Here is a 24,196-nt window from a genome sequence, read left to right as displayed (position 1 = left end):
CACTAGAGGAAATTCGGCGGGACGGGCAGGTGCACGGTTTGAGGCCGGCACCGCCCGGCACTCCGCCGACAATGGATATGAGGTGCAGATGGTGGAACAGGGAGAACATGTCATGACCGGCGAACACGGGAGGAAACCGTTGCGTGTCGGTCTCGACATCGGATCGACCACGGTCAAAGCAGTGGTGCTCGACCAAAGTGACACGCTTGACGGTGCGCTGTTCTCCGACTACCGCCGGCATCACGCGAATGTGCGAGCCACCGTCGCCGGTCTGCTCGAAGACATCCGGACGAGACTCGACCAGCTCGGGCGGGGCGACGAACCGATTCGCTTGGCGATCACCGGCTCCGGCGGCCTGACACTCGCCGACAACATCCACGTGCCCTTCATCCAGGAAGTCATCGCCGAAACCCGCGCGATTGACCAGGAAATCCCGCAAGCTGACGTCATCATCGAACTCGGTGGCGAGGATGCGAAAATCACGTATTTGAAGCCCACCCCTGAGCAGCGCATGAACGGTTCGTGCGCGGGCGGCACCGGCGCATTCATCGACCAGATGGCCACCCTGTTGGATACGGATGCGGCCGGCCTCAACGAAATGGCCAAGCATTACCAGACCTTGTACCCGATTGCTTCGCGTTGCGGCGTGTTCGCGAAATCCGATTTGCAGCCGCTTATCAACGACGGCGCGGCGAAACCCGATTTGGCGGCTTCGATCTTCACCGCCGTCGCCACGCAGACAATCGCGGGCCTTGCTTCCGGCAGGCCAATCCACGGCAACGTCGTCTTCCTCGGCGGGCCGCTGTTCTTCATGTCCGAGCTGCGCGAAGCCTTCCACCGTGCGCTCGAAGGCAAGGTCGACGAGTTCATCACCCCGAGCAACGCCCATTTGTATGTCGCGTTCGGTGCCGCACTCATCGCCGGCGACGACAACGACGACGATGACGACACAAGCACCGCCACGGTCGCCGAACCACGCACTTGCACGCAGATTCTTGATGATTTGGAGCGACTGAAGAACCTGCCGAGCAATACGAAGACCATGCCGCCGCTGTTCCCCACCGAGGCGGACCGCGAGGCGTTCAATGCCCGTCACCACCGCGAACACGTGCATGTGGGCACGCTCGAAGGGGCGTCCGGCCCGCACTTCCTTGGCATCGATGCGGGTTCGACCACCATCAAGGCGACCCTCGTCAACGACGACCGTGAAATCGTATGGTCGTCCTACGCCACGAACGAGGGCAGCCCGCTGACCGCCGCCGTGGATATCGTCAAACGCATCCAGGCGCAGCTGCCGCCTGAAGCGTGGATTGCGCGTTCTTGTGCGACCGGCTACGGCGAAGGTCTGATTTCCACCGGTCTGCACTTGGATGAGGGCGTCGTCGAGACGATGGCGCACTACCGTGGCGCCGAAATGGTCAGCCCCGGCGTGACTGCCGTCATCGATATCGGCGGCCAGGACATGAAATACCTCGCCATCAACGACGGGGTCATCGACTCGATTGCCGTCAACGAGGCCTGCTCGTCCGGCTGCGGATCCTTCCTGCAGACTTTCGCCCAGTCCATGGGGTTGAGCATCGAGGAATTCACGCAGAAAGCCCTGAACTCCACACATCCGGTCGATTTGGGCTCGCGTTGCACCGTGTTCATGAACTCCTCCGTCAAACAGGCCCAGAAGGAAGGCGCATCCATCGAGGACATCGCCGCGGGCCTGTGCTATTCGGTCGTACGCAACGCACTGTACAAGGTCATCAAACTGCGTGACGCCGATGCGCTCGGTGACACGGTCGTTGTCCAAGGCGGCACCTTCCTCAACGATGCCGTGCTGCGTGCTTTCGAACTGCTGACCAAACGCGAGGTCACCCGCCCGAACATCGCCGGCCTTATGGGCGCGTACGGCGCCGCGCTGACCGCCCGCATGCATTACGTCGACGCTGCGGACGACGATCCGGCCGCCGAGCACACGCGTTCCGGCATCCTGAGTGGTCAGGCGCTTGACAATCTGTCGATGACCACGTCCCGTGACGTGTGCAAGCTGTGCCAGAACCACTGCAAGCTCACCATCACGACCTTCCAGGACGGTTCGCGCTACGTGACCGGCAACCGGTGTGAACGCGGCGGCGACGCGAAGAAGAAGCGTTCCGACCGGCCGAACCTGTACGACTACAAGTACAAGCGCTGCTTCGCCTACCGCCGCCTGACCGATAAGAAGGCGACTCGCGGAGAAATCGGCATTCCGCGCGTGCTCAACATGTACGAGAACTACCCGTTCTGGTTCACCCTGCTCACCAATCTCGGTTTCAAGGTCATCATCTCCGGACGTTCCAGCCACGAACTGTTCGAAACCGGCATCGAATCCATCGCCTCCGAGAACATCTGCTACCCGGCGAAGCTGGTGCACGGCCATATCAAATGGCTGCTCAACAAGGGCGTCAAGACAATCTTCTACCCGTGCGTGAGCTACGAGGAGAACCTCGTGCCCAACACCGACAACCATTACAATTGCCCGGTCGTCGCGAACTACCCGGTCGTCATCGGCGCGAATATGCCCGAACTGCGCGAACCCGGCATCCGCTACATGCGCCCCTATTTCAACCTCGCCAACCATGAGCTCATGGCTAAGCGCATTGTCGAGGAATTCGCGTGGGCGAACGTGACGATGGACGAGGCGCAGGAGGCGGTCAAGGCTGCATACGCCGAGGATAAGCTGTTCAAGCATGACGTACAGCAGGAAGGCTTGCGCGCGCTCGCGTACATGAAGGAGCACGATTGCCGCGGCATCGTGCTCGCCGGGCGGCCTTACCACATCGATCCTGAAGTCAATCACGGCATTCCCGAGACGATTTGCTCGCTGGGTATGGTCGTGCTTTCCGAGGATTCGATCTGCGAGCTGCAGCCCGGTGAGGACTTGCATTTGAGCGACTATCTGGCCGCGGGGGAGAAGAACCCCCGTGCCAAGGATTCTGCGGGATTCCGCGAGGTGGGCGACCGCAAGGTCACACGCATGCCATTGCGTGTACAGAACCAGTGGGCTTACCATGCCCGCTTGTATGCGGCGGCGCGCTTCGTGTCCTCCTATCCGGGGCTTGAACTCGTGCAGCTCAATTCCTTCGGCTGCGGCCTCGACGCCATCACCACCGACCAGGTCAGCGAAATCCTCGCCGACAAGGCCGACGTGTACACCGTGCTCAAAATCGACGAGGTCAGCAACCTCGGCGCGGCCAAGATTCGTCTGCGCTCGCTGAAAGCCGCCGTCGAGGAGCGTGAACGCAACGCCGAATTGCGCGACGGTCACAAGTCGTCGGAATCTCCTGAATCGCTGGAATCTCCTGAATCGCTGGAACCGCAGCCCGCGCAAACCGCATCCGACAGCGGCTTCCGCCACACCGGCGGCCCTGCTCCGACCCCGGGACGTCAGGCGATGCTCGACACCGTGATGGCCGAGAATCCGAAGCTCACCGAGGCGGTCAGGAAGGCCGCGCGCCGCAATGCCCAAGCATCGCAGCAGGACGGCTCGAAGACTGGCAAGCGCGGCGGATCCGCCCGCAACGAGGCCACCATGAGCCGGTACGCGCACAAGGTCCGCTTCGAGAAATCCATGCGCGACTACACCATCGTCGTACCGCAGATGAGCCCCGTCCACTTCTCGCTGGTTGAATCCGTCATCCGCTCGGGCGGCTACAAATGCGACGTACTCAAGCACGCGAGCAACGAGGACGTGGAAACCGGCCTCAAATACGTGAACAACGACGCCTGCTATCCGGCGATCATGGTCGTCGGACAACTGGTGGACGCCATCATCCAAGGCAAGTACGATCCCAACCATGTGGCGCTCGCCATTTCGCAGACCGGCGGCATGTGTCGAGCCACCAACTACTACGGTCTGATCCGCAAGGCGCTGATTGACGCCGGATATCCACAGATTCCGGTCATCGCGCTGAGCTTCCAGGGGCTGGAAAGCAACCCGGGCTTCAAGGCGACACCGGCGATGCTGGAACGTGCCGGCAAAGCGCTCGTGTACGGCGATTTGCTCATGAAATGCCTGTACCGCGTCCGCCCCTACGAGGCGGAACTGGGCAGCGCGAACGCCCTATATGAACAGTGGGATACGATCCTGCGCGAGACCATCGAACACCACGGGTATTCCAAAACCGCCAAGCGTGTGTACGGCAAGGGCTACTGGCTGTACCCGCAGCTCTTGAAGAAGATCGTGCGCACCTTCGACGAGCTGCCGCTCAAGGATATCCCGCGCAAGCCGCGTGTCGGTGTGGTAGGTGAGATTCTCGTCAAATACCATCCGGACGCCAACAACCATGTCGTTGACCAGATCGAGGCGCAAGGTTGCGAGGCTGTGGTGCCGGGCATTATCGAATTCATGACCCAGCACCCGTACACCGACAAGTGGAACGAGGACCATCTGGGCACCGGCGGTAGCCAGACTATGGACGCGATCATGCGGTGGGCCCTTAATCGCGGGCTTAATCCGGTGCGTCGTGCCATCGCCACCGCGCACGGCAAGTTCAGCCAGGACGAACGCATGGAGCAGCTCGTCAAGACCGCCGACGAGGTTACGTCAGTCGGCGTGCAAGCGGGCGAAGGATGGCTGCTGACCGCCGAGATCATCGAGCTGATCGAATCCGGCTGCCCGAACATCGTGTGCGCCCAGCCCTTCGCGTGCCTGCCTAACCATGTGACCGGGCGCGGCATGTTCGGCAAGATCCGCCGCCTGTATCCGCAGGCCAACATCGTGTCGATCGATTACGATCCGGGCGCCTCGGAGGCGAACCAGCTCAACCGTTTGAAGCTGATGATCGCCGCCGCCAAGAAGAATCACAAGGCGCATCTTGACGAGCCGATGCACGGTGCTGCCGGCAACCGGCCGGGGCAGGAAAGAGATTTGCAAGCTCCGCTGTCCACCGCGGACTGAAGCGAGCGAACGAACTGAGCCGGATGAAGCATACAACCCGCCCGAACCGGCTCAGCGTTCGAACCGTATAACAACCCGCCCGAATCGGTATCATCCGAACGGTCTGTACGCGCCCTGAGCAAGCAGAACAGCATGCTGAACGTGGCGGACAATCCGGAACGGTTTGCAAGTCGCTATCAGTTTTTCGTAGAGCGTACGGCGCGGCATTGCGCGCGTGGAACGCCCGTTTCGCATACGATGGCACCATGAGCACACCACGCATCAGCTACGCGCACATGAATGCCACCGTCAACCCCAAGCATGTCACCAGCCTGATCCGCTTCTTCGAAAGCGGCGCCAAGCCGGAACGCGATGACGGTTACGGGGTTGAAATCGAGCATCTGCCTGTACGCAACGGCACCGACCAAGCGGTCAACTACTACGAGCCGAACGGGGTTGAGGAGCTGCTCAACCGTATGCGCCCGTATTATGACGCCGATAAGGAATATTGGGAGAACGGTCGGCTCGTTGGACTCGCCCGCAAGGGTATTTCAATTTCACTGGAGCCGGGCGCCCAAGTCGAATGCTCGATCGGCGTGCTGCACAGCCCGCAGGAACTGGCCATCGAGTACAGTCGCTTCCGCAAGGAAATCAATCCGATCCTCGACGCGCTGGACTTCCGCCTGATCAACTACGGTTACCAGCCGAACACCAGCTACGCCGACATTCCGGTCAACCCGAAGAGCCGGTACGAGGCGATGACCGATTATCTGGGACGCGTCGGCCAGTACGGCTTGTGCATGATGCGCGGTTCCGCTTCCACGCAGGTGAGCATCGACTATCAGAACGAGCAGGACGCGATTCGCAAGCTGCGCGTGGGGACGGCAATCGGCCCGATTCTGGCGTGGTTCTTCCGCAACACCCCGTATTTCGAAGGCACCGAGAACCCGTTCCCGCTGCTGCGCCAGCGCATGTGGGATTTCCTTGACTGTCAGCGCACCAACCTGATCCCCGGGTTGTACGATGACCGGTTCGGCTGGGAGGATTATGCGGTGGACGTGTTGAGCACTCCGATGATGTTCGCCGACCTGACCCATACCCCGGAGGCTGAGGGGCTGCCCGAAGAGCAGAAACACCGCGCCGCGTTCCGCGACAACGCGGGCGAAATCTACCCCGACCGCGAGCTCAACGCGTACGAGGTGAACCATGTGCTGTCCACGCATTTCAACGATGTGCGGCTGAAGAACTTCATCGAACTGCGCCACTGGGATTCACTGCCGGTCGAACGTGCCCAACGGTTGACGGAGATCATCGGTTCCCTGTTCTATGACGATGAGAACCTCGGCCGGCTGACATCGTATTTCGATGGGCTGAGCGATCTTGACGTGTTGGAAGCGAAGGCGAACGTGCAGGCGCATGGTAGTGAGGCGACGCCGTATGGGCAGCCGCTTGACTTCTGGCAGGAGTTCCTCGGACTGGAGGGGCTGCTTGCCGATGTGCCGGGCGATCCCGTCCACCCAGACGTGTTCCAGGCCTGAGAGCGCGCTCGGGTTTTCCGTTCGCACCGATACACTCGGGTGTATGGATACTCAGCGCAGCAAGCGGATCCGCAAACCACCGCAGGAGCGTCGACGCGAGGTGCTGAACGCCGCGGTCGAACTCATCGGCGAACGCGGATTCAACGGCATGTCCGTGCAGGATGTCGCTGACCGGGTCGGCATTTCCAAGCAGGGCGTGCTGCGGTATGTCGGCAGCAAAGACAATATGCTGGCGATGGTGTATCACGAATATTACAATGCGATCGGCAGCCCGGAGGAGTTCCGCGCCTCCGGGCTGCCGGGCAGCGGGCCGGGTGCGATGCGGTTCCCCGCCTATCTGCGATTCCTGGTGCAGTGCAATGCGCAGCGGCGCATGCTGGTGCAGTTGTTTTCCATGCTTCAGGTCGAATCGTTCAATCCGCGGCATCCGCTGCATGAGGAGTTCGCCCGTCGGCCGGATGCGATATGGCGGTATTACAGCGGATTCGCATGGGAGATTCCGCAGTGGGTGGGACAGTGGCAGGATATGCGCCCGCTGGTCCGTCGTGCGATGGAGATCATGGATGGCGTGCAGTTGCGTTGGTTGCGCGAGCCGGCGATTGATTTGTGTGAGGAATGGGCGGCGATGGAGGATTTGCTGTTTCCGCTGCCGCTGTGGGAGGGGTACCGCTGAACCGTCGTGGGTTCGGCGGCACCGTACTCCGTATATGGTTGGTATGCAAAACGCGCGATTGTTATCGCTATATGGCGTTGCCGCCTAGGCGGATGCCACCTATGCGACGGTGAACGTGGCGCGTTTGAGGTCTGTGCGACGGCTCGAATGGCCGATCAGCACCTCGAACTCGCCGGGTTCCACAAACCTGTGGGCGTCCTGGTCGACGATGGTGCAGCCGGCCACCGGAATGTCGAAGGCCACGGTCGTGGTTTCGCCCGGTTTGAGGTGCACGCGTCGGAACGCCTTGAGCTCGCGGTCGGTCCAGCTGTATGAGGTGACGATGTCGCCGATATACAGCTGAACGACTTCGGTGCCTGCCCGGTCGCCGGTATTGGTCAGTGTGATTTCGGCGTGTACCGTGTCATCCACGGTGAATGTCCCGCATGCCGGGGTGTTGGTGATGGCCACTTCGCCGTAGTCGAAGGTGGTGTAGCTCAGCCCTTCGCCGAACGCGAATGCCGGGTCCTGTGTGAGATCTGCGTAGCGATTGCCGTGTTGACCGCGAATCTGGTTGTAATACACCGGCAGCTGCCCGACATGGCGCGGGAAGGTGATGGGAAGCCTGCCGCTGGGATCGGTGAGGCCGAGGATGATTTCGGCGATCGCCTGCCCGCCTTTCATTCCCGGGTTCGGCGCCCACAGGAACGCGCTGACGCCGGCTGCTGTGGATTCGTCCACGATCACGCCGTTGCCGCCGATCACGCATGCGGGCATGACTTGGGGTTTGGAACTCATCAGCACGACGACCAGCGGTGTGCCGGTTTCGCGCGCCACATCGCTGAGCGCTTCGAGCATGGCGTTCTGGCCGCCGAGCAGTTCCAAGGTTGCGGTGGAGCGGGTCTCTCCGACCAGTTGCACGACATCGCCGACGACGGCGACGATGAGGTCGCTCTGGCGGGCGTTATCCACGGCTTCGTCGAGCAGCCGCTGGTCGACGGGGGCGCTGACGGCGAGTTTCGGGCGCGGCTGGCCGTCTGGGAAGTATGCGCCTTCCGGGTCATCGACCAGGTCGATGATGTTCGCGCCACGGGAATAGGTGATGTTGCAGCCTTGAGGGGCGAGTTGTTTGAATCCGTCGAGGATTGTGGTGATCATGCCGCGCGGCTGGCCGTCGGGCATCCAGGTGACTTGGCCGGAGTTGCCCGCCCAGTCGCCCAGCTGGTTCTGGGCGTCGTCGGCAAGCGGACCGATGACAGCGATGCGTTTGCCGGCGGCGGCGAACGGCAACGCCCCGTTGTTGCTCAGCAGGACTGTGGATTCACGGGCGATGCGCAGATTGAGATGCTGATGGGCGTCGCAGCCGACGACTTCTTTGATGCGCCGTTCATCGGGCAATCGGGGGTCTTCGAACAGGCCGAGACGGAACTTGAGCGCGAGGATGCGGCTCACTGCGGCGTCGATCAGCGCTTCGTCCAGCAAGCCGGTGTGCACGGCTTCGATGGCGCCGTCATAGAACTGCGGTGTGGTCATGATCAGGTCGTTGCCGGCTTTGACTGCGTCTGCGGCGGCTTGCACATAATTGGCTTTGACCTTCTGCTCCCACACTGCGCGGCCGACGTTGTCCCAGTCGGTGATCAGCGTGCCTTGGTAGTTCCAGTCACCGCGCAGCTTATCGGAGAGCAGCCAGTGGTTGAATGTGACCGGTATGCCGTCGATGGACTCGTAGCCGAGCATGAAGGTGCCGCAGCCTTCTTTGGCGACCCGTTCGAAGGGCGGCAGGAACCATGATTCGAGTTTGCGGTGGGACAGGTCGGCTTCGGAAGCGTCACGGCCTCCTTGGGTCTCGCTGTAGCCGGCGAAATGCTTGGCGCATGCGAGGATGGCGTCGTGGGCGAGCGGCTCGCCGGCTTTGGCGCCGCCTTGGTAGCCCTTGATGATGGCGGAGGCCATGTCGCCGATCAGGGTCGGGTCTTCGCCGAAGGTTTCATCCACGCGGCCCCATCGGGTGTCTCGGGCGATGCACAGTACGGGGGAGAAGGTCCAGTGCACGCCGGTGGCGGAGACTTCTTCGGCGGTCGCGCGGCCGACTGCCTGCACTGCGGCGGGGTCCCAGCTGGCCGCCATGCCCAGTTGCGAGGGGAAGATGGTGGCTCCCGGCCAGAAGGAGTATCCGTGGATGCAGTCGTCGCCGATGAGCAGCGGGATGCCGAGGCGTGTTTTGGTGTTCACGGTTTCGACGGCGCGCGGCAGGTCGGCTGGGCTGGTGTGCAGAATCGAGCCGACGTGTTTGGCGACGATGAGATCATCGAGGTCGCCGTTGCGGGCATCGAGTTGCATCATCTGCCCGACTTTCTCTTCGAGGGTCATGCGTCCGAGCAGGTCGGCGATGCGTTGCGATGCAGGCAGTTCTGGGTTTCGGTAGGGAAGATCGTCGGTCATGACGGTTCGCTTTCTTCATCGAGGCGGATTTAGTTACCAACTGGTAGTTTAGTGGTTCGGTCATGATGTGACAAGCGGTGCGGGCGTGTCCGCGGGTCTTCGGGCTGCCGGGAATCGCGGGGATCCGAAGGCTGCGCCGTGCTTCCTTGGGATTGCTGCAAACAGACCGGTTCGGCCGGCGTGGCAACGGCGGATGCTGGCTGTTGCCGGGTGCCGTTGTCGGCCGGTGATGAGCCTCCGCGGCGAGTTGGTTGCCGTAATGCGCCGCAGGGCAGGGGCGGTGACCGTAACCGTGCGGACGGTATCCCGGAGAGCCGTATGTGGACCGTTCGGTCATGGGAAAGCTGCGTGGTCGATGGCAAACCGGTTCGACACGTCGAATGTTGCATATGCAACTGTTGTATGGAGCACCTATTACCATCAACATTCGGAACGTCCACGCCGACACGCCACGGCAACCGCACGTATCCTGCATCACATCCATCATTCGGGCAGTCACAGGGGAAGAACATGACATATGACATCAATCAGTCTGGCATCACGCCTGCTGTCTGCCGCGATGACAGCAGGTCCGGGCCCGGCTGCGCCCCGGCGTCCGATCAGATCCCCCTGGGAGTGGAAATCCAACGGCTCGCCAGGGCGGTCCGCCGGTATCTCGGATTGACGATGCCTGCCAGCGCGCGCGAAGCGACAGACGGCAACGCCAGCATCATCATGTTCCTCGACCGCCATCGCGGTGATGAGATATTCCAGCACGATATCGAAACCCGCTTTTGCATCACCCGGTCCACCGCCTCACGCGTGCTGACCCGCATGGAGCACAAGGGGCTGATCGTCCGCAAACCGGTCGCCCGTGACGCCAGGCTCAAACGGATCGAACTCACCGCCAAAGCCGACCGAATCGTCGCCGATCTCGTCGTCAACGGACACTGCGCCGAAACCTCCCTCACCGTGGGTTTTACGCCCGACGAACTCGCCCAATTACGCAACTATCTCGCCCGGCTGCATCAGAATATGGACACCGCGCTCGACATCGCCGCCCAATCCCAAGCCACCCGGGCGCCGGCGCAGTCCACGGACCAGCCGGAACCGTCACAGACCGTTGGCTGCCTCGCCGCAAGCATCATCCACTATGACCGGAACACCATCAAGGAAGGAAAGGAACGCAACCAGTGACCACGAGCACACCCGCGACTACGCGCGCCGCCGCCGATGCACCGGCGAAACCCACGCACGTCATCCGTACCCTGCTTCACAGCCTGCGCGAATACAAGAAGGAAAGTCTGCTTACACCGCTCGCCGTCGCCGTTGAGGCGATTATGGAAATCGTCATCCCGACGGTCATGGCGAACCTCATCGACCAGGGCATCTCCGGCGGCTCCATGCCTGCCGTGTGGAAATTCGGCCTGATCCTGTTCCTGTGCGCGCTCGTCTCGTTCGCCGCCGGCACGCTTGCCGGCCGGTTCGCCGCCGTCGCCTCCGCGGGCTTCGCAAAGAACCTCCGCCACGACGTGTTCGCCAAGGTGCAGGGCTTCAGCTTCACGAATATCGACCGTTTCTCCACCGGCTCGATCATCACCCGCAGCACCACCGATGTGACCAACCTGCAGAACTCCTACCAGATGATCGTCCGCATCGGCGTGCGCGCCCCTGTCATGATGATCGCCGCATGGATCTGCTCGTTCCGCATCAGCAAGCCGATTTCGCTGGTATATCTTGCGATCATCCCGATTCTCGGCATCGCGCTGTTCGCAATCGTCCTTCTGGTGCACCCGATTTTCGAGCGCGTCTTCCATACCTACGACAAGCTCAACAACGACGTGGATGAGAACCTCCAAGGCGTCCGCGTGGTCAAGTCGTACAACCGCGAAGACCATGAGATCGAGAAGTTCGGCCGCATCTCCCGCGCCATCTACCGCGATTTCGTCAAGGCGGAACGCATACTGAGCTTCAACGCCCCGCTTATGGACGCGTGCATCTACATCGCCCTGCTCGCGGTGTCCTGGATGGGTGCGCAGCAGATCGTGGCTTCCGGGAACAATGCGGCGCACGGCCTGACCACCGGCGACCTGACCGCACTGGTGACCTACGCGCTGCAGATCCTCATGGCGCTCATGATGATTTCGATGGTGTTCGTCATGTTCATCATCTCGCAGGCGTCCGCCGAGCGTATCTGCCAGGTGTTGCAGGAGCGCAGCACCGTCACCGACCCCGACCACCCGATTGAGCAGGTGCCGGACGGTTCCATCGAATTCGACCATGTGACCTTCCGCTATTCGCGCAACTCGGAGAAGCCGGTGCTTGACGACATCAATCTTGACATCCCCTCAGGTTCGGTGGTCGGCATCATCGGTGGCACGGGCTCGTCCAAATCCAGCCTCGTGCAGCTGATTCCGCGTCTATACGATGTGACTGAAGGCTCGCTGAAGGTCGGCGGGCATGACGTGCGTGAATACGATCTGCAAGTCTTGCGCGACCAGGTCGCCATGGTATTGCAGAAGAACGTGCTGTTCAGCGGCACCATCGCCGATAACCTGCGTTGGGGCAACCCGGAGGCCACCGACGAGCAGATCCGCCATGCTGCGCAGATCGCTCAGGCGGACGGCTTCGTCCAGGAATTCCCCGACAAGTACGACACCATGATCGAACAGGGCGGTACGAACGTGTCCGGTGGTCAGCGTCAGCGCCTGTGCATCGCCCGCGCGCTGCTGAAGAACCCGAAGATCCTGATTCTGGACGATTCCACCAGCGCGGTGGACACCAAGACCGACCAGTTGATTCGCGAAGGCCTGCGCTCCGAGGCGCCGGACGTCACGAAGATCATCATCGCCCAGCGGTTGAGTTCCGTGCAGGACGCTGACATGATTCTGGTCATGGCGGACGGCCGCATCATGGACAAGGGCACGCATGAGCAGCTGTTGAAGACCAGCGATGAATACCGCGCGATCTACGAGCTGCAGACCAAGAACCACGGCGAAGCGGATGCCGCGGATGGCGTCGCAGCCACCGCTAGCGCCCAGTCCACCACAAGCACCACCCAGGAAGGAGAGGCATGATGAGCACGCAGAACACCACGAAACCCATGGATGCCGCCAAGCCCGACGACGTGTCGGCGAAACCTGGCGCCCGGACCTCTGTGTCTGGAGCCGGCCGCAAGCCGCGCCCGAAAGTCCCGCGCGGCACCGTGAAGCGCCTGTGGGGCTACATCTCCCAATACCCGGTGCGTCTGGTCATCGTCGTCCTGTCGATCATCGTGTCCGCCGCCGCGCAGGCGCTGTCCATCGCGTTCCTGCAGCGGCTCGTCGACACGTACATCATCCCGCTGGTCACCGCCACCCACCCCGACTGGGGTCCGCTGATCCGCGCGCTCACGCTGCTGGCCATCATGTACGCGGTCGGCACGTTCTGCGCGTGGCTGTGGGGCTGGCTGATCATCGATATCGAGCAGGGCACGCTCAAGAAGATCCGCGACGACATGTTCGCCCACCAGCAGCGTCTGCCGATCCGCTACTTCGACACCCATGAGCACGGCGACGTGATGAGCCGGTACACCAACGACACCGACACCCTGCGGCAGGCGATCTCGCAATCCTTCCCGCAGATGTTCTCCTCGCTGCTGTCCGCGCTCGCATCCCTGATTGCGATGATGTGGCTGTCCGTGCCGTTCGCGCTGTTCACCCTTGCGTTCGCGATTATTCTGTTCGTGTTCGTCAACAAGCTCGTCGCCCGCTCCGGCAGCCAGTTCGTGCGTCAGCAGCGCGTGCTCGGCGATGTCAACGGTTTCGTCGAGGAAGCGGTCAACGGTCAGAAAGTCATCAAGGTGTTCAACCACGAGGACGCCACGCAACGCGAATTCGACCGCCGCAACGCCGAACTGTTCGATGCGGCCGCCAAGGCGAACACCTACGGCAACATCACCATGCCGATTGTGAACAACTCCGGCTACCTGCTGTATGTCGCCACCGCGATTCTCGGCGCGTGGGCGGGCCTGTCCGGCATGCACAACTTCGGCTTCGGCGGCGCCGGGACCATGACTCTCGGCACGGTCATCGCCATGCTCACCCTGTCGCGCGGATTCATCAACCCACTCGGCCAGGTCTCCATGCAGTTCACCATGGTCATGATGGCGCTCGCTGGCGCCTCGCGCATCTTCGCTTTGATGGATGAGCCGGTGGAAGCCGATGGCGGTACGGTCACGCTTGTCAACGTCGAACTCGGCGAAGACGGGCGCACGATGACGGAAACCGACCGGGAGACGCAGCATTGGGCGTGGAAACGCGCGGCGGATGACGACGGCACGCGTTCGCTCGCCGCCGCAGCGAAACTGCGCGGCCAGGCCCGTGAAGTCGCCGCCAAGGCCAAGGAGAGCGCAATCACTTCACCGGACGGCCGGTACACGCTGCTGCGCGGCGATGTGCGCTTTACCGATGTGACCTTCGGTTACGATCCGTCCAAGCCTGTGCTGCATGACATCACGTGGTTCGCCAAGCCGGGTCAGAAGGTCGCGCTGGTTGGTGCGACGGGTGCGGGCAAGACCACGGTCACGAACCTCATCAACCGCTTCTACGATATCCAGGAAGGCCAGATCCTGTATGACGGCATCGACGTACGCAACATCCGCAAGCCGGATTTGCGCCGTTCGCTCGGCATCGTGCTGCAGGATGTGAACCTATTCACCGGCACGGTGATGGACAATATTCGCTACGGACGTCTTGACGCGACGGACGAGGAGTGCATCGAGGCGGCGAAACGCACGAATGCGGACGGGTTCATCCGCATGCTGCCGGAAGGGTACAACACCGTGCTTTCCGGTGATGGTTCCGGTCTGTCGCAAGGGCAGCGCCAGTTGATTTCGATTGCGCGCGCTGCTGTGGCCGATCCGCCGGCGATGATTCTGGATGAGGCGACCAGCTCAATCGATACCCGCACCGAAGAGGTCGTGCAGGCGGGTATGGACGCGTTGATGAAGGGCCGTACGGTCTTCGTGATCGCGCACCGGTTGTCCACTGTCCGCAATGCGGACGTGATTATGGTACTTGACCACGGCCGGATCATCGAACGTGGCAACCACGATGAGCTCATCGCCCAGCGCGGCGAGTACTACCAGCTGTACACCGGAGCGCTCGAACTCGAGTAGCGTGTACGTCCCGGGCGGTGGCGTACCGTCCCGCGCCCCTCCAACCCTCTGCCGACGCTGACACCACTGCCAGTGTCGGCAGAGGGTTTTGTTGTGCAAACTGGTTACGCTGGGTGGCTTGTGGGTGTAGCTGGTTTGTGGTGGGGCGGACGCGATGGGGAATGGGGGCGGGTATGGGGTCGGGGGATGGGGTTGTTTCAGGAGTTTTTCAGGTGTGAACTCACTCACACTTTCTGAAAGGGGGATGGAGAAAAGGGGATGGTTTTGATAGTATTAAACCGGTTCGATACCGGGTTTTCATGATAGAACCCCCGTGCTGTGCGCCTTACGGCAACCAAACAGGGGGTGTGGGGCCGGCGGCAAGGTGGGGATGAGTTGTACTGCCAAGTGCCGGATGCAGCAATCGGTCGAAATTGGGAGAACACCAAGTGCACAAGTCAATGATTCGTCGTGGGTTCATCGTTCTCGTCGCGGTGCTGTGCGCCGTCGCGATGATCGTGCCGACGTCGTTCCTGAAGAACGCCGCAGCCTCAGCGGCCAGCCCGACGACGAACTCCACCGCGGATCCCCTCACTCGCAAGCTGACCATCCACAAATGGGGCAACGACGCGGCCGGCAATCCGCAGTATGACACCACGGCATCGTCGTCCACCGGTGAAAGCATCCGCAAGGAAATCCCCGGCGCACAGCTGACCCTGACCACCACCGACGGCTACATCAAGAAAGACAGCTCATCCAACGTCGCCGTCACCATCTCCGCGGACGGCAAGTCCGCCAGCTGGACCAGCACGTCGACCGCGCTCGCGGTCCAGGTCGCCGCGGGTTTCTACACCTTGCGTGAAGTCAAAGCACCGGCGGATTACAACAGCGCGGCAGATGTGAGGTTCACGGTCCCCGAATACAAGAACACCGTCGATAAGTCAAAGCAATGGAAAGCGACCTCCACATTCGTAATCACCCCTAATACCACGAACGCTTGGGAATACAAGGAATTAACAAAGTGGGAAAGCCGCCAGGCGGTGGCGGTCACCGGCGACGGCAGGAAAGTCGATCCTCTGCCCGCCATCACCGTGAGCGACGATAGCGACAAGTCCCAGAAGCCCCAGGACGTGTACTGCTACAACTATTTGAACACCGCGCCGCGAGGCAAACAATACAACGACCCGAAGGACCCAAACGCCAACAAATACACGGAATACGGTGAGGCCGAAGGCTCCATCGCCATGCTGTGGAAAAACGCTTCGAACCGTCTGACCTCTGACAGCTATGGCACCATCTCGGACGCCACTGAATTCGCACGCCGCATCATGTCCGTCATTACACGCGGCTACCCGAACAACAACCCCAAAAACCCCTCAGATCTGCTTTACGAGCTCAACGAAAATCAGCAGCGCATGGTCACTCAGCTCGCGGTATGGCATTACACCGATGGCGGGCTTGCTTTTTCCAAGACCCAGACGTACGCGGCCCTCGTCGAACCCACCGCCGGCAATTACTACGGGTTCGACGAAGCCATGATCGAAGCGTACAAGAAGCTCATCGACCCGACGGGTTATACACTGCAGGTCAATGAGACGCTCAAACTGTTCCAGCCAGGGCAAGGCTTGTATCGCTACCAAAACCTCCTCGGCACCAGCACCATCACACCTTCCGCCATGGAAGCCAATATCGTAGACGATTCCATCGACTATTCCAAGAATCCCGCCACCGCCACAATCAGCGGCACCAAGACCATCAACGGCAAGACGATTTCTCAATACGGCACCACCGGCGATGATGCGACGATCCGCAGCCTGTTCCGTACCTTCAAGTTCCGTATCGCCACCGACACGAATGCCCCGCTGCCCGACAGCGACACGGCCACGGTCGGCGCTGACGGCACATTCAGTTTCGGACAGATCACCTACACCCAACCGGGCACGTATGTGTATTCGGTCGCCGAGATTCCAGGAGACGATCCCGATGTCGGCTATGACAGCACCGCGCACACGGTGACCGTGAACGTCACCAAAGGCACCAGCGCCAATGCGGGTAAGCTCGTCTCCACCGTGCATTACGCCGACACGGGCGGTATCACGGTCAATAACGTGTACACCAAAGACACCACCGCGCAACTGGAAGTCACCAAGACCATCGACGGCAAAACCCCGGAGCGAGGCGCCTACAGTTTCAGCGTCCGGGCGAACAGCAATGCGCCGATGCCTCAAGGCGTCGCCGCTGGAGGGGCAACCACCATCACCAACGATTCGGTCGGCAAGGCCATCGTCAGCCCGATCGTCTTCAACAAAGCGGGCACCTACACGTACACCATCACCGAAATCAAGCCTGATGACGCAGACGCCGGCATCAGCTACGACACCGGCACGGTGACCGCGACCGTCACCGTGACCCGTGACGACACCACCAACGAGCTGAAAGCGGCAGTCTCCTATAGCAAGAAAGCCTCCGATGGCACGGTCACCACGGGCACCGGCGGTAATGCGTTCGCCAACACGACCATCGCATCGACACCGGTGGATGCGACCATCTCGGCGAAAAAGACATTGGATGGCAAAACCGGATTCGGTTCCAACACGTTCTTCTTCACTTTGCAGGCGAACGAGAGTACGACACCAATGCCCGCTGATTCTGGTGATAACGGATTAGTGCGCACCAAGCCCGCCAACAGCGACGGTTCCATTGACTTCGGCACCATCCGCTACACCGCCGAAGGCACCTACACCTACACCATGACCGAAAGCAAAGGCAGCGACGCGGGTATAGCCTACGATTCCTCCGTGGTCCTGGTCACGGTCAACGTTACCCGCAACCCCAAAACCAACAAGCTGTCCGCTGCCGTCACGTATAGCGCCAACGGCACGGAGTCCACTGAGCCGCCGACCTTCAAGAACACGACAATCAAGCCCGACGACATCAAGGAACATCTCTATTCCTACAAGACGCTCGCCGGCCAACCCGCATCAACGGGGCAGTTCACCTTCCGTATCACGGCGGCGAAAGACACGCCGATGCCTTCGACATGCGCCAGCCCGGCAACCGATGAAAACGGCGACATCTACTGCCTGACCGCGAACGGCGAGAACGGTCTGATCGACTTCGGCCCGATCGTCTACTCACAAGCCGGCACCTACCGGTACACGGTGACTGAGGAAACGCCAAGCGACCCGTACATCACCAAGGACACCTCATCCCATTCCATCACTGTGACCGTGACGCGTGACCCGAATACCAACAACCTCAGCGACACGGTCAGCTACGATGCGGAAGACGGGCCCGCAGGCTTCAACAACACGTATGTCAAAGCCGTGCCGACCACAGCCCAGTTGCGTTTGACGAAGATGTTCGACGGCATCCCCGCGACCGCCAACGGCAAGTTCTCCTTCGAACTGCAACCGGTGTCCACGGATGCAGAGGATCTCGACGGCAATGCAGTGAGCCTGCCGATGCCCGATGACACCACGAAAGACATCAACGGCACGCCGACCGCGACCACCTCGAATCAGGGCGCAGGCCACGCCTCGTGGGGCGACATCACCTTCGAATACCCTGGCGTGTACACTTACGCCATCCACGAAGTCACCGGCGCGGACCAGAACATCGTGTACGACAGCAATGTCTATGCGGCGAAAGTGACCGTGACGCGCAACAGCGACAACACGCTCTCCGCATCCGTCAGTTATGCGGGCACCGACGCGTTGCTGGTCATCCAGAACACGACCACCACCGGTTGGGTGCAGATCAAAGCGACAAAACTGCTTGACGGGAGCCCCGCGAAAGCCGGCCAATTCACCTTCTCCGTCACTCCGTCAGACAACGCGCCGAAACTGACGAACACGACGGTGACCAACGGCGACGGCGGTCTGATCGACTTCACAGTGCCAATAACGCTCGCGGATTTGAACGGCAAGGATTCCGCCAAGTTCACGTATACCTTCCGCGAGATCGACGGCGGCGACCCGACCATCACCTACGACACCACCGACCGCACGGCGAGCGTGCTGGTGAAGAAAGTCGTCAAGGACGGCGTAACCGGTTTGCGGGCGATGGTGGTGATTGACAAAGACAAGACGAGTGACGACGACCAGAACAAGGACTACGTAGCCTACGGCTGGGACGGTGTGACCGACGGCACGATCTACCATGCGAAGGCCGGTGTGACCATCACGGAGGATAATTTCGACGACGCCTCGAACTTCGACCTGGTGGCGACACCCGACCAAGGCGATGCCTACACCAAGCATTTCCCGAAGATCTACAACACCACCAAACCGGTGAAGTCCGTAACCGCGACCATCACGGCCATCAAAACCATAAACGGCGAGGCTGCGAAATCCGGAGATTATTCCTTCACGTTGACCGACCCGACAGGCAGCGCGCCCATGCCTGATGGTGCCAAGACCTCGACACTCACGGACGATGACGGCAACACCACCACCGTCCAGAGCGTGACCGTCAAGAACGGGAACAATGGCACCATCTATTTCAAGCCGATCACCTACACGAAGGTCGGTATATACCAGTACACGATCACGGAGAATGTTCCCCCGGGTGCGGCATCAGGCACCACCTTATATGACACGACAAAACATACTGCTTCGGTGGGAGTCGTGCGTTCCGCATCCGATCCGAACCAGCTGGTGGCGACCGTGGTGTACGACACGTCAACCGCGCCGGTGTTCGCCAACACCACCGTGCCGACCACCGCGGTGAAAGTGAGCAAAACCGTTGAAGGCGGGTGGCCCGCGGGTGCCCAATACACGTTTACCATGACCGCGTTGAGCACGACCAACGAGGATGGGTCCGCAGGTCCCGCCGGACCGCTGCCGAGCAATGCGACGCTGACGCTGACGAAAGGGGCGGACGGGTCTACGAGTTCCGCTTCATTCGGCGCATTCCCGTTCACGGCGGCAGATGCCGGCAAGACCTACGTATACGAAATCCGTGAAAATGGCGCCAACAACGGTGCCGCTGGAACCGGTGGCACTGACGGCGCGACCGGCGTGAAATACTCGAAGGCCGTCTATCAGGTGAGCGTCACCGTCAGCGATACGGTCGCGCAACGCAAGCTTGGTAATAAGGCAGGCGTCAAGGTCACACAGGTGGTCGACGACGATGGCAATACGCTGAGCACGGCGAAAGTCATCTACGATTCCAGCGCCAGCGACGATACCGGCAAGTCCAGTGCCAATCAGCTGAGCTTCACCAACGAGCGGGTGGTCACCGCGCTGCCGTTCACCGGTGGTTCTTCGACCGCGCGTTCGCTGATATGCGGTGGCCTGATCGCCATCATCGCCGCGCTGTTGTGCGCTGAAATCGCCCGTCGCTTGCGCCGAGCCGGACAGTGATCCGATTCCCGTCTCCATCGCGTCCGCGTGTTGAGACGGGTTATCCGCCGCGTATCCCCTCCACCACACACACAATCTGGTTACGCTGGGATGCTGCTCAGTGTAACCAGATTGTGAGTGTGCAGCTGGGGGCTTCTGTCAGCGTTGTTGGATTGTGAGTGTGTCGCTGAGTCTGCTGAGTGTCGGTGGAAGGTGGGGGAGGATGGGCATCGAATCGCGCATCCCCCTCACAAACTGGTTACGCAAAGCGGTCCGTGAGCGTAACCAGTTTGTGAGCAAGCAGCTCCGCCGGTCTCAGTTGTGCAGAAGTCCCATCTCTGTTTCTGCCGACGCTGAGTCGGGTGTGAGTGTCGGTGGAGGGCTTTTATTGCTGCTTCTGCCGATGCTCAGCACCCCGCCGGCGTCGGTAGAAGGTGGGGAAGGACGGCATCGAATCGCGTGTTCGCTGTGAGTCGCTCGGTCGTCCCGCCCGCGGTGCTATCATGGCGGCTGTATGAGGCGATGATCCGTCATCAGCGGGGAGCCTTCGGAAGAACAGGGCACGGCATCAGCCAAGCCCCCAGTAGAACCGACGGGACCGGCCCGAAACAGCCGGACACAAGCGGTCGCACACAACCGGTTCCCGGCAATGCGCGGCAAGCGAGGTGGTACCGCGGCGGAAGCGCAAACTCCGTCGTCCTCGTGGCAATGTCAACCAGCCAGTCGAGGAGAATATGGTGAGCGAAACCACCGATCACGTGTATCCCAAGGCATCAACCGGCGAGCAAAGCGCCAACGTCGCGCCGAACCCGAATTTCCCCAAGCTCGAGGAATCGGTGCTGGATTATTGGGACACCGACGACACCTTCAACAAATCCGTAGAACGCCGCCCATCCGGCGACCACAGCCAGAACGAGTTCGTGTTCTTCGACGGCCCGCCGTTCGCCAACGGCCTGCCGCACTACGGCCACCTGCTGACCGGCTACGCGAAGGATGTCATCCCGCGCTACCAGACCATGAAAGGCCACAAAGTCAACCGCGTCTTCGGATGGGACACGCACGGTCTGCCCGCAGAGCTCGAAGCGCAGAAGGAACTCGGCATCGACTCGGTCGACGACATCAACAAGATGGGCATCGCCAAGTTCAACGACGCCTGCCGTGCCTCCGTGCTCAAATACACCAACGAATGGCGTGAATACGTGCACCGTCAGGGTCGCTGGGTGGACTTCGACCACGGCTACAAGACGCTCAACATCCCATACATGGAATCCGTCATGTGGGCGTTCAAGCAGCTGTACGAAAAGGGCCTGGCCTACAAGGGCTACCGCGTGCTGCCGTACTGCCCCAAGGATCGCACCCCGCTGAGCAACCACGAGTTGCGCATGGACGCGGACGTCTACCAGGACCGTCAGGACACTTCCATCTCCGTGGCCGTCAAGCTGCGCGACGAGGACGCCTACGTCGTGTTCTGGACCACCACGCCGTGGACCGTGCCCGGCAACCTTGCCATCGTGGTCGGCGCCGACATCGACTATGTCGAGGTCGAGCCTGCGGAAGGCAAGTTCGCCGGCAAGCGCTTCTACATCGGCAAGCCGCGTCTTGAGGCCTTCGCCAAGGAACTCGGCGAGAACTACACGGTCGTGCGCGAACTCAAGGGCTCTGAGCTCGAAGGCCGTAAGTACTGGCCCGTGTTCCCCTACTACGCTTCCGACGCGCAGCTGGCCGAAGGCGGTACGCCCGGCCCCAACGCATTCACCATCTTCACCGCGGATTACGTCGACACCGTCGAAGGTACCGGCATCGTGCATCAGGCACCCTACGGCGAGGACGATATGGCGACGCTTAACGCCAAGGGCATCAAGAGCGTCGATTACCTCGACGAAGGCTGCGTTTTTACCTCCGAATGCCCCGAATACGAGGGCCAGTATGTGTTCGATGCCTCCAAGTCCGTGTTGCGCGACCTGCGCAACAGCACCGGCCCGCTCGCGCGCATCCCCGAGGAGCATCGCGCTCTGCTGTTCCAGGAGAAGAGCTACGTGCACAGCTACCCGCACTGCTGGCGTTGCGGCACCCCGCTGATCTACAAGCCGGTGTCCAGCTGGTTCGTCTCGGTCACGAAGATCAAGGACCGCCTGCTCAAGCACAATCAGGAAATCAACTGGATACCGTCCAACGTCAAGGACGGCCAGTTCGGCAAGTGGCTCGCCAACGCGCGCGACTGGTCCATCAGCCGCAACCGCTTCTGGGGCTCGCCGATTCCGGTGTGGGTGAGTGACGACCCGAAGTATCCGCGCGTCGACGTGTACGGTTCGCTTGACGAGCTCAAGGCTGATTTCGGCGATTACCCGCGCGACGACAAGGGCGAGATCAACATGCACCGCCCGTACATCGACCGCCTGACCCGCCCGAACCCGGACGATCCGACCGGCAAGAGCCATATGCACCGCATCACCGACGTGCTCGACTGCTGGTTCGAATCCGGCTCCATGCCGTTCGCGCAGTTCCATTACCCCTTCGAGAACAAGGAGTATTTCGAGCAGCACTTCCCGTGCGACTACGTGGTCGAGTACATCGGCCAGACGCGCGGCTGGTTCTACACGCTGCACATCATGGCAACCGCACTGTTCGACAAGCCGGCGTTCAAGAACGTCATCTGCCATGGCATCGTGCTCGGTTCCGACGGCCAGAAGATGAGCAAGCACCTGCGTAACTACCCGGATGTCAACGGTGTGTTCGACAAATTCGGTTCCGACGCCATGCGTTGGTTCCTCATGAGCTCGCCGATTCTGCGCGGCGGCAACCTCATCGTCACGGCGGACGGCATTCGCGACACCGTGCGCCAGGTCATGCTGCCGGTGTGGAGCTCGTACTACTTCTTCACGCTGTACGCGAACGCGGCGAACGGAGGCAAGGGCTTCGACGCACGTCGTCTGCGTGCCGACGAAGTCGACGGTCTGCCCCGCATGGACCAGTATCTGCTGGCCCGTACGCGCCTGCTGGTTGAACGCGTCGAGAAGTCGCTGGATGATTTCGCGATTTCCGATGCGTGCGAGGCGGTCACCGATTTCATCGACGTGCTGACCAACTGGTACATCCGCAACACGCGTGACCGCTTCTGGAACGAGGACGAGAACGCGTTCAACACGCTGTACACCGTGCTGGAAACCTTCATGCGCGCGCTCGCCCCGCTCGCCCCGATGGAGGCGGAAACCGTGTGGCGTGGTCTGACCGGCGGCGAATCCGTGCATCTGGCGGATTGGCCGTTCCTTGCTGACGAGAAGACTGGCGAGCCCACGGAGCTTGGTCTTGTGCTCAAGGCCAATGATGCGCTTGTGTCTGCGATGGACCAGGTGCGCGAGGTGGTTTCCGCGACCCTGTCGCTGCGCAAGGCTGAGCAGATTCGCGTGCGTCAGCCGCTGAGCAAGCTCACCGTCGTGGTCGCCGACCCGGAGGCGGTCGAGGATTACGTCGAGATTCTGAAGTCAGAGCTCAACGTGAAGTCCGTTGACTTCTCGACTCTCGAGGATGCGCCGGAACACGGGCTGAAGATCATCCACCAGCTCAAGGTCAATGCGCGCGCCGCCGGCCCGCGCCTGGGCAAGCAGGTGCAGTTCGCCATCAAGGCGTCCAAGACGGGTGCCTGGCATGTGGATGCCGCGACCGGCGCTCCTGTGGTCGAGACGCCGAACGGCGATATCGCGCTCGAGGATGGCGAGTTCGAGGTCATCAATCGCGTGGAGGAGCAGGATGCCAAGCAGGCCGCTAATTCGGTGTCCTCGGCCCTGCCGTCCAGCGGGTTCGTGATTCTCGACACCGCGCTCGACGACGATTTGCTGGCCGAAGGCTACGCGCGTGACGCGGTCCGTGCGGTGCAGGATGCCCGAAAGGAAGCCGATTTCAACATCTCTGACCGAATCGTGCTGACCCTGACCGCACCCGTGGCGGATGCGCCGAAGCTTGAGCAGTTCCGTGACCTGATCGCCCACGAGACGCTCGCCACGACGCTCGACATCAAGCCGAGCGATACCGCCAAGGAGCTCGAGGTCGCCGTCGCCAAGGCGTGACGCCTCGGGGGCGCCGTGCCTGTGGGCATGATGCCCGCTGGTTCGACGCCCCAAGGGGTGCATCTTGTTGAGTATCGACGCTCCTAACCTCACAAACTGGTTACGCTGGTGAGTCCGCTAGCGTAGCCAGTTT

The 24,196-nt window shown here is 61.3% G+C and carries 9 protein-coding genes; 8 read left to right on the top strand and 1 reads right to left on the bottom strand.

Features of this window, described 5'->3' with window-relative positions:
• Positions 1-112: 112 nt before the first annotated feature.
• The 3 genes from ACTQYB_RS03845 (at position 113) to ACTQYB_RS03835 (ending at position 7,117) form a co-directional block, all read left to right on the top strand.
• Positions 113-4,927 carry an acyl-CoA dehydratase activase-related protein gene (locus tag ACTQYB_RS03845; RefSeq protein ID WP_441481563.1) on the top strand — a complete coding sequence of 1,605 codons (4,815 nt, stop codon included), beginning with the start codon at positions 113-115 and terminating at the stop codon, positions 4,925-4,927.
• A gap of 245 nt (positions 4,928-5,172) precedes the next feature.
• The gene (locus tag ACTQYB_RS03840; protein ID WP_441481564.1) at positions 5,173-6,444 is read left to right on the top strand and encodes a glutamate-cysteine ligase family protein; all 1,272 of its coding nucleotides are present in this window, start codon (positions 5,173-5,175) and stop codon (positions 6,442-6,444) included.
• 43 nt (positions 6,445-6,487) lie between these two features.
• A complete protein-coding gene (locus ACTQYB_RS03835) occupies positions 6,488-7,117 on the top strand; it encodes a TetR/AcrR family transcriptional regulator (protein ID WP_441481565.1) in 630 nt (209 codons plus the stop codon).
• A 99-nt stretch (positions 7,118-7,216) separates the two neighbouring features.
• Here ACTQYB_RS03835 and ACTQYB_RS03830 read toward each other — a convergent pair whose 3' ends face one another.
• Positions 7,217-9,538, bottom strand: coding sequence for a glycoside hydrolase family 3 N-terminal domain-containing protein (locus ACTQYB_RS03830; protein WP_441481566.1), 2,322 nt, complete (start codon positions 9,536-9,538; stop codon positions 7,217-7,219).
• Positions 9,539-10,048: 510 nt separating this feature from the next.
• Here ACTQYB_RS03830 and ACTQYB_RS03825 point away from each other — a divergent pair.
• From ACTQYB_RS03825 to ileS, 5 genes are all read left to right on the top strand, one after another.
• The gene (locus ACTQYB_RS03825; protein ID WP_441481567.1) at positions 10,049-10,714 is read left to right on the top strand and encodes a MarR family winged helix-turn-helix transcriptional regulator; all 666 of its coding nucleotides are present in this window, start codon (positions 10,049-10,051) and stop codon (positions 10,712-10,714) included.
• Between the two features lie 143 nt (positions 10,715-10,857).
• A complete protein-coding gene (locus tag ACTQYB_RS03820) occupies positions 10,858-12,594 on the top strand; it encodes an ABC transporter ATP-binding protein (RefSeq protein WP_441481697.1) in 1,737 nt (578 codons plus the stop codon).
• On the top strand, positions 12,594-14,675 hold the full coding sequence (locus tag ACTQYB_RS03815; RefSeq protein ID WP_441481698.1) for an ABC transporter ATP-binding protein: 2,082 nt from the start codon (positions 12,594-12,596) through the stop codon (positions 14,673-14,675). Before ACTQYB_RS03820 ends, ACTQYB_RS03815 begins: the two co-directional genes overlap by 1 nt.
• A 428-nt stretch (positions 14,676-15,103) precedes the next feature.
• On the top strand, positions 15,104-20,020 hold the full coding sequence (locus ACTQYB_RS03810) for a Spy0128 family protein (protein WP_441481568.1): 4,917 nt from the start codon (positions 15,104-15,106) through the stop codon (positions 20,018-20,020).
• 713 nt (positions 20,021-20,733) lie between these two features.
• Positions 20,734-24,063 (top strand): mupirocin-resistant isoleucine--tRNA ligase, encoded by a 3,330-nt coding sequence (gene ileS, locus ACTQYB_RS03805; protein ID WP_441481569.1) that lies wholly within the window; start codon positions 20,734-20,736, stop codon positions 24,061-24,063.
• Positions 24,064-24,196: the final 133 nt, after the last annotated feature.

Origin of the sequence: Bifidobacterium sp. LCP19S3_E9 (genome assembly GCF_052121135.1) — a bacterium.
Taxonomy (GTDB): domain Bacteria; phylum Actinomycetota; class Actinomycetes; order Actinomycetales; family Bifidobacteriaceae; genus Bifidobacterium; species Bifidobacterium thermacidophilum.
Note: the sequence above shows the minus strand (reverse complement) of the source record. Positions and strands in the feature narration are given on the sequence as shown.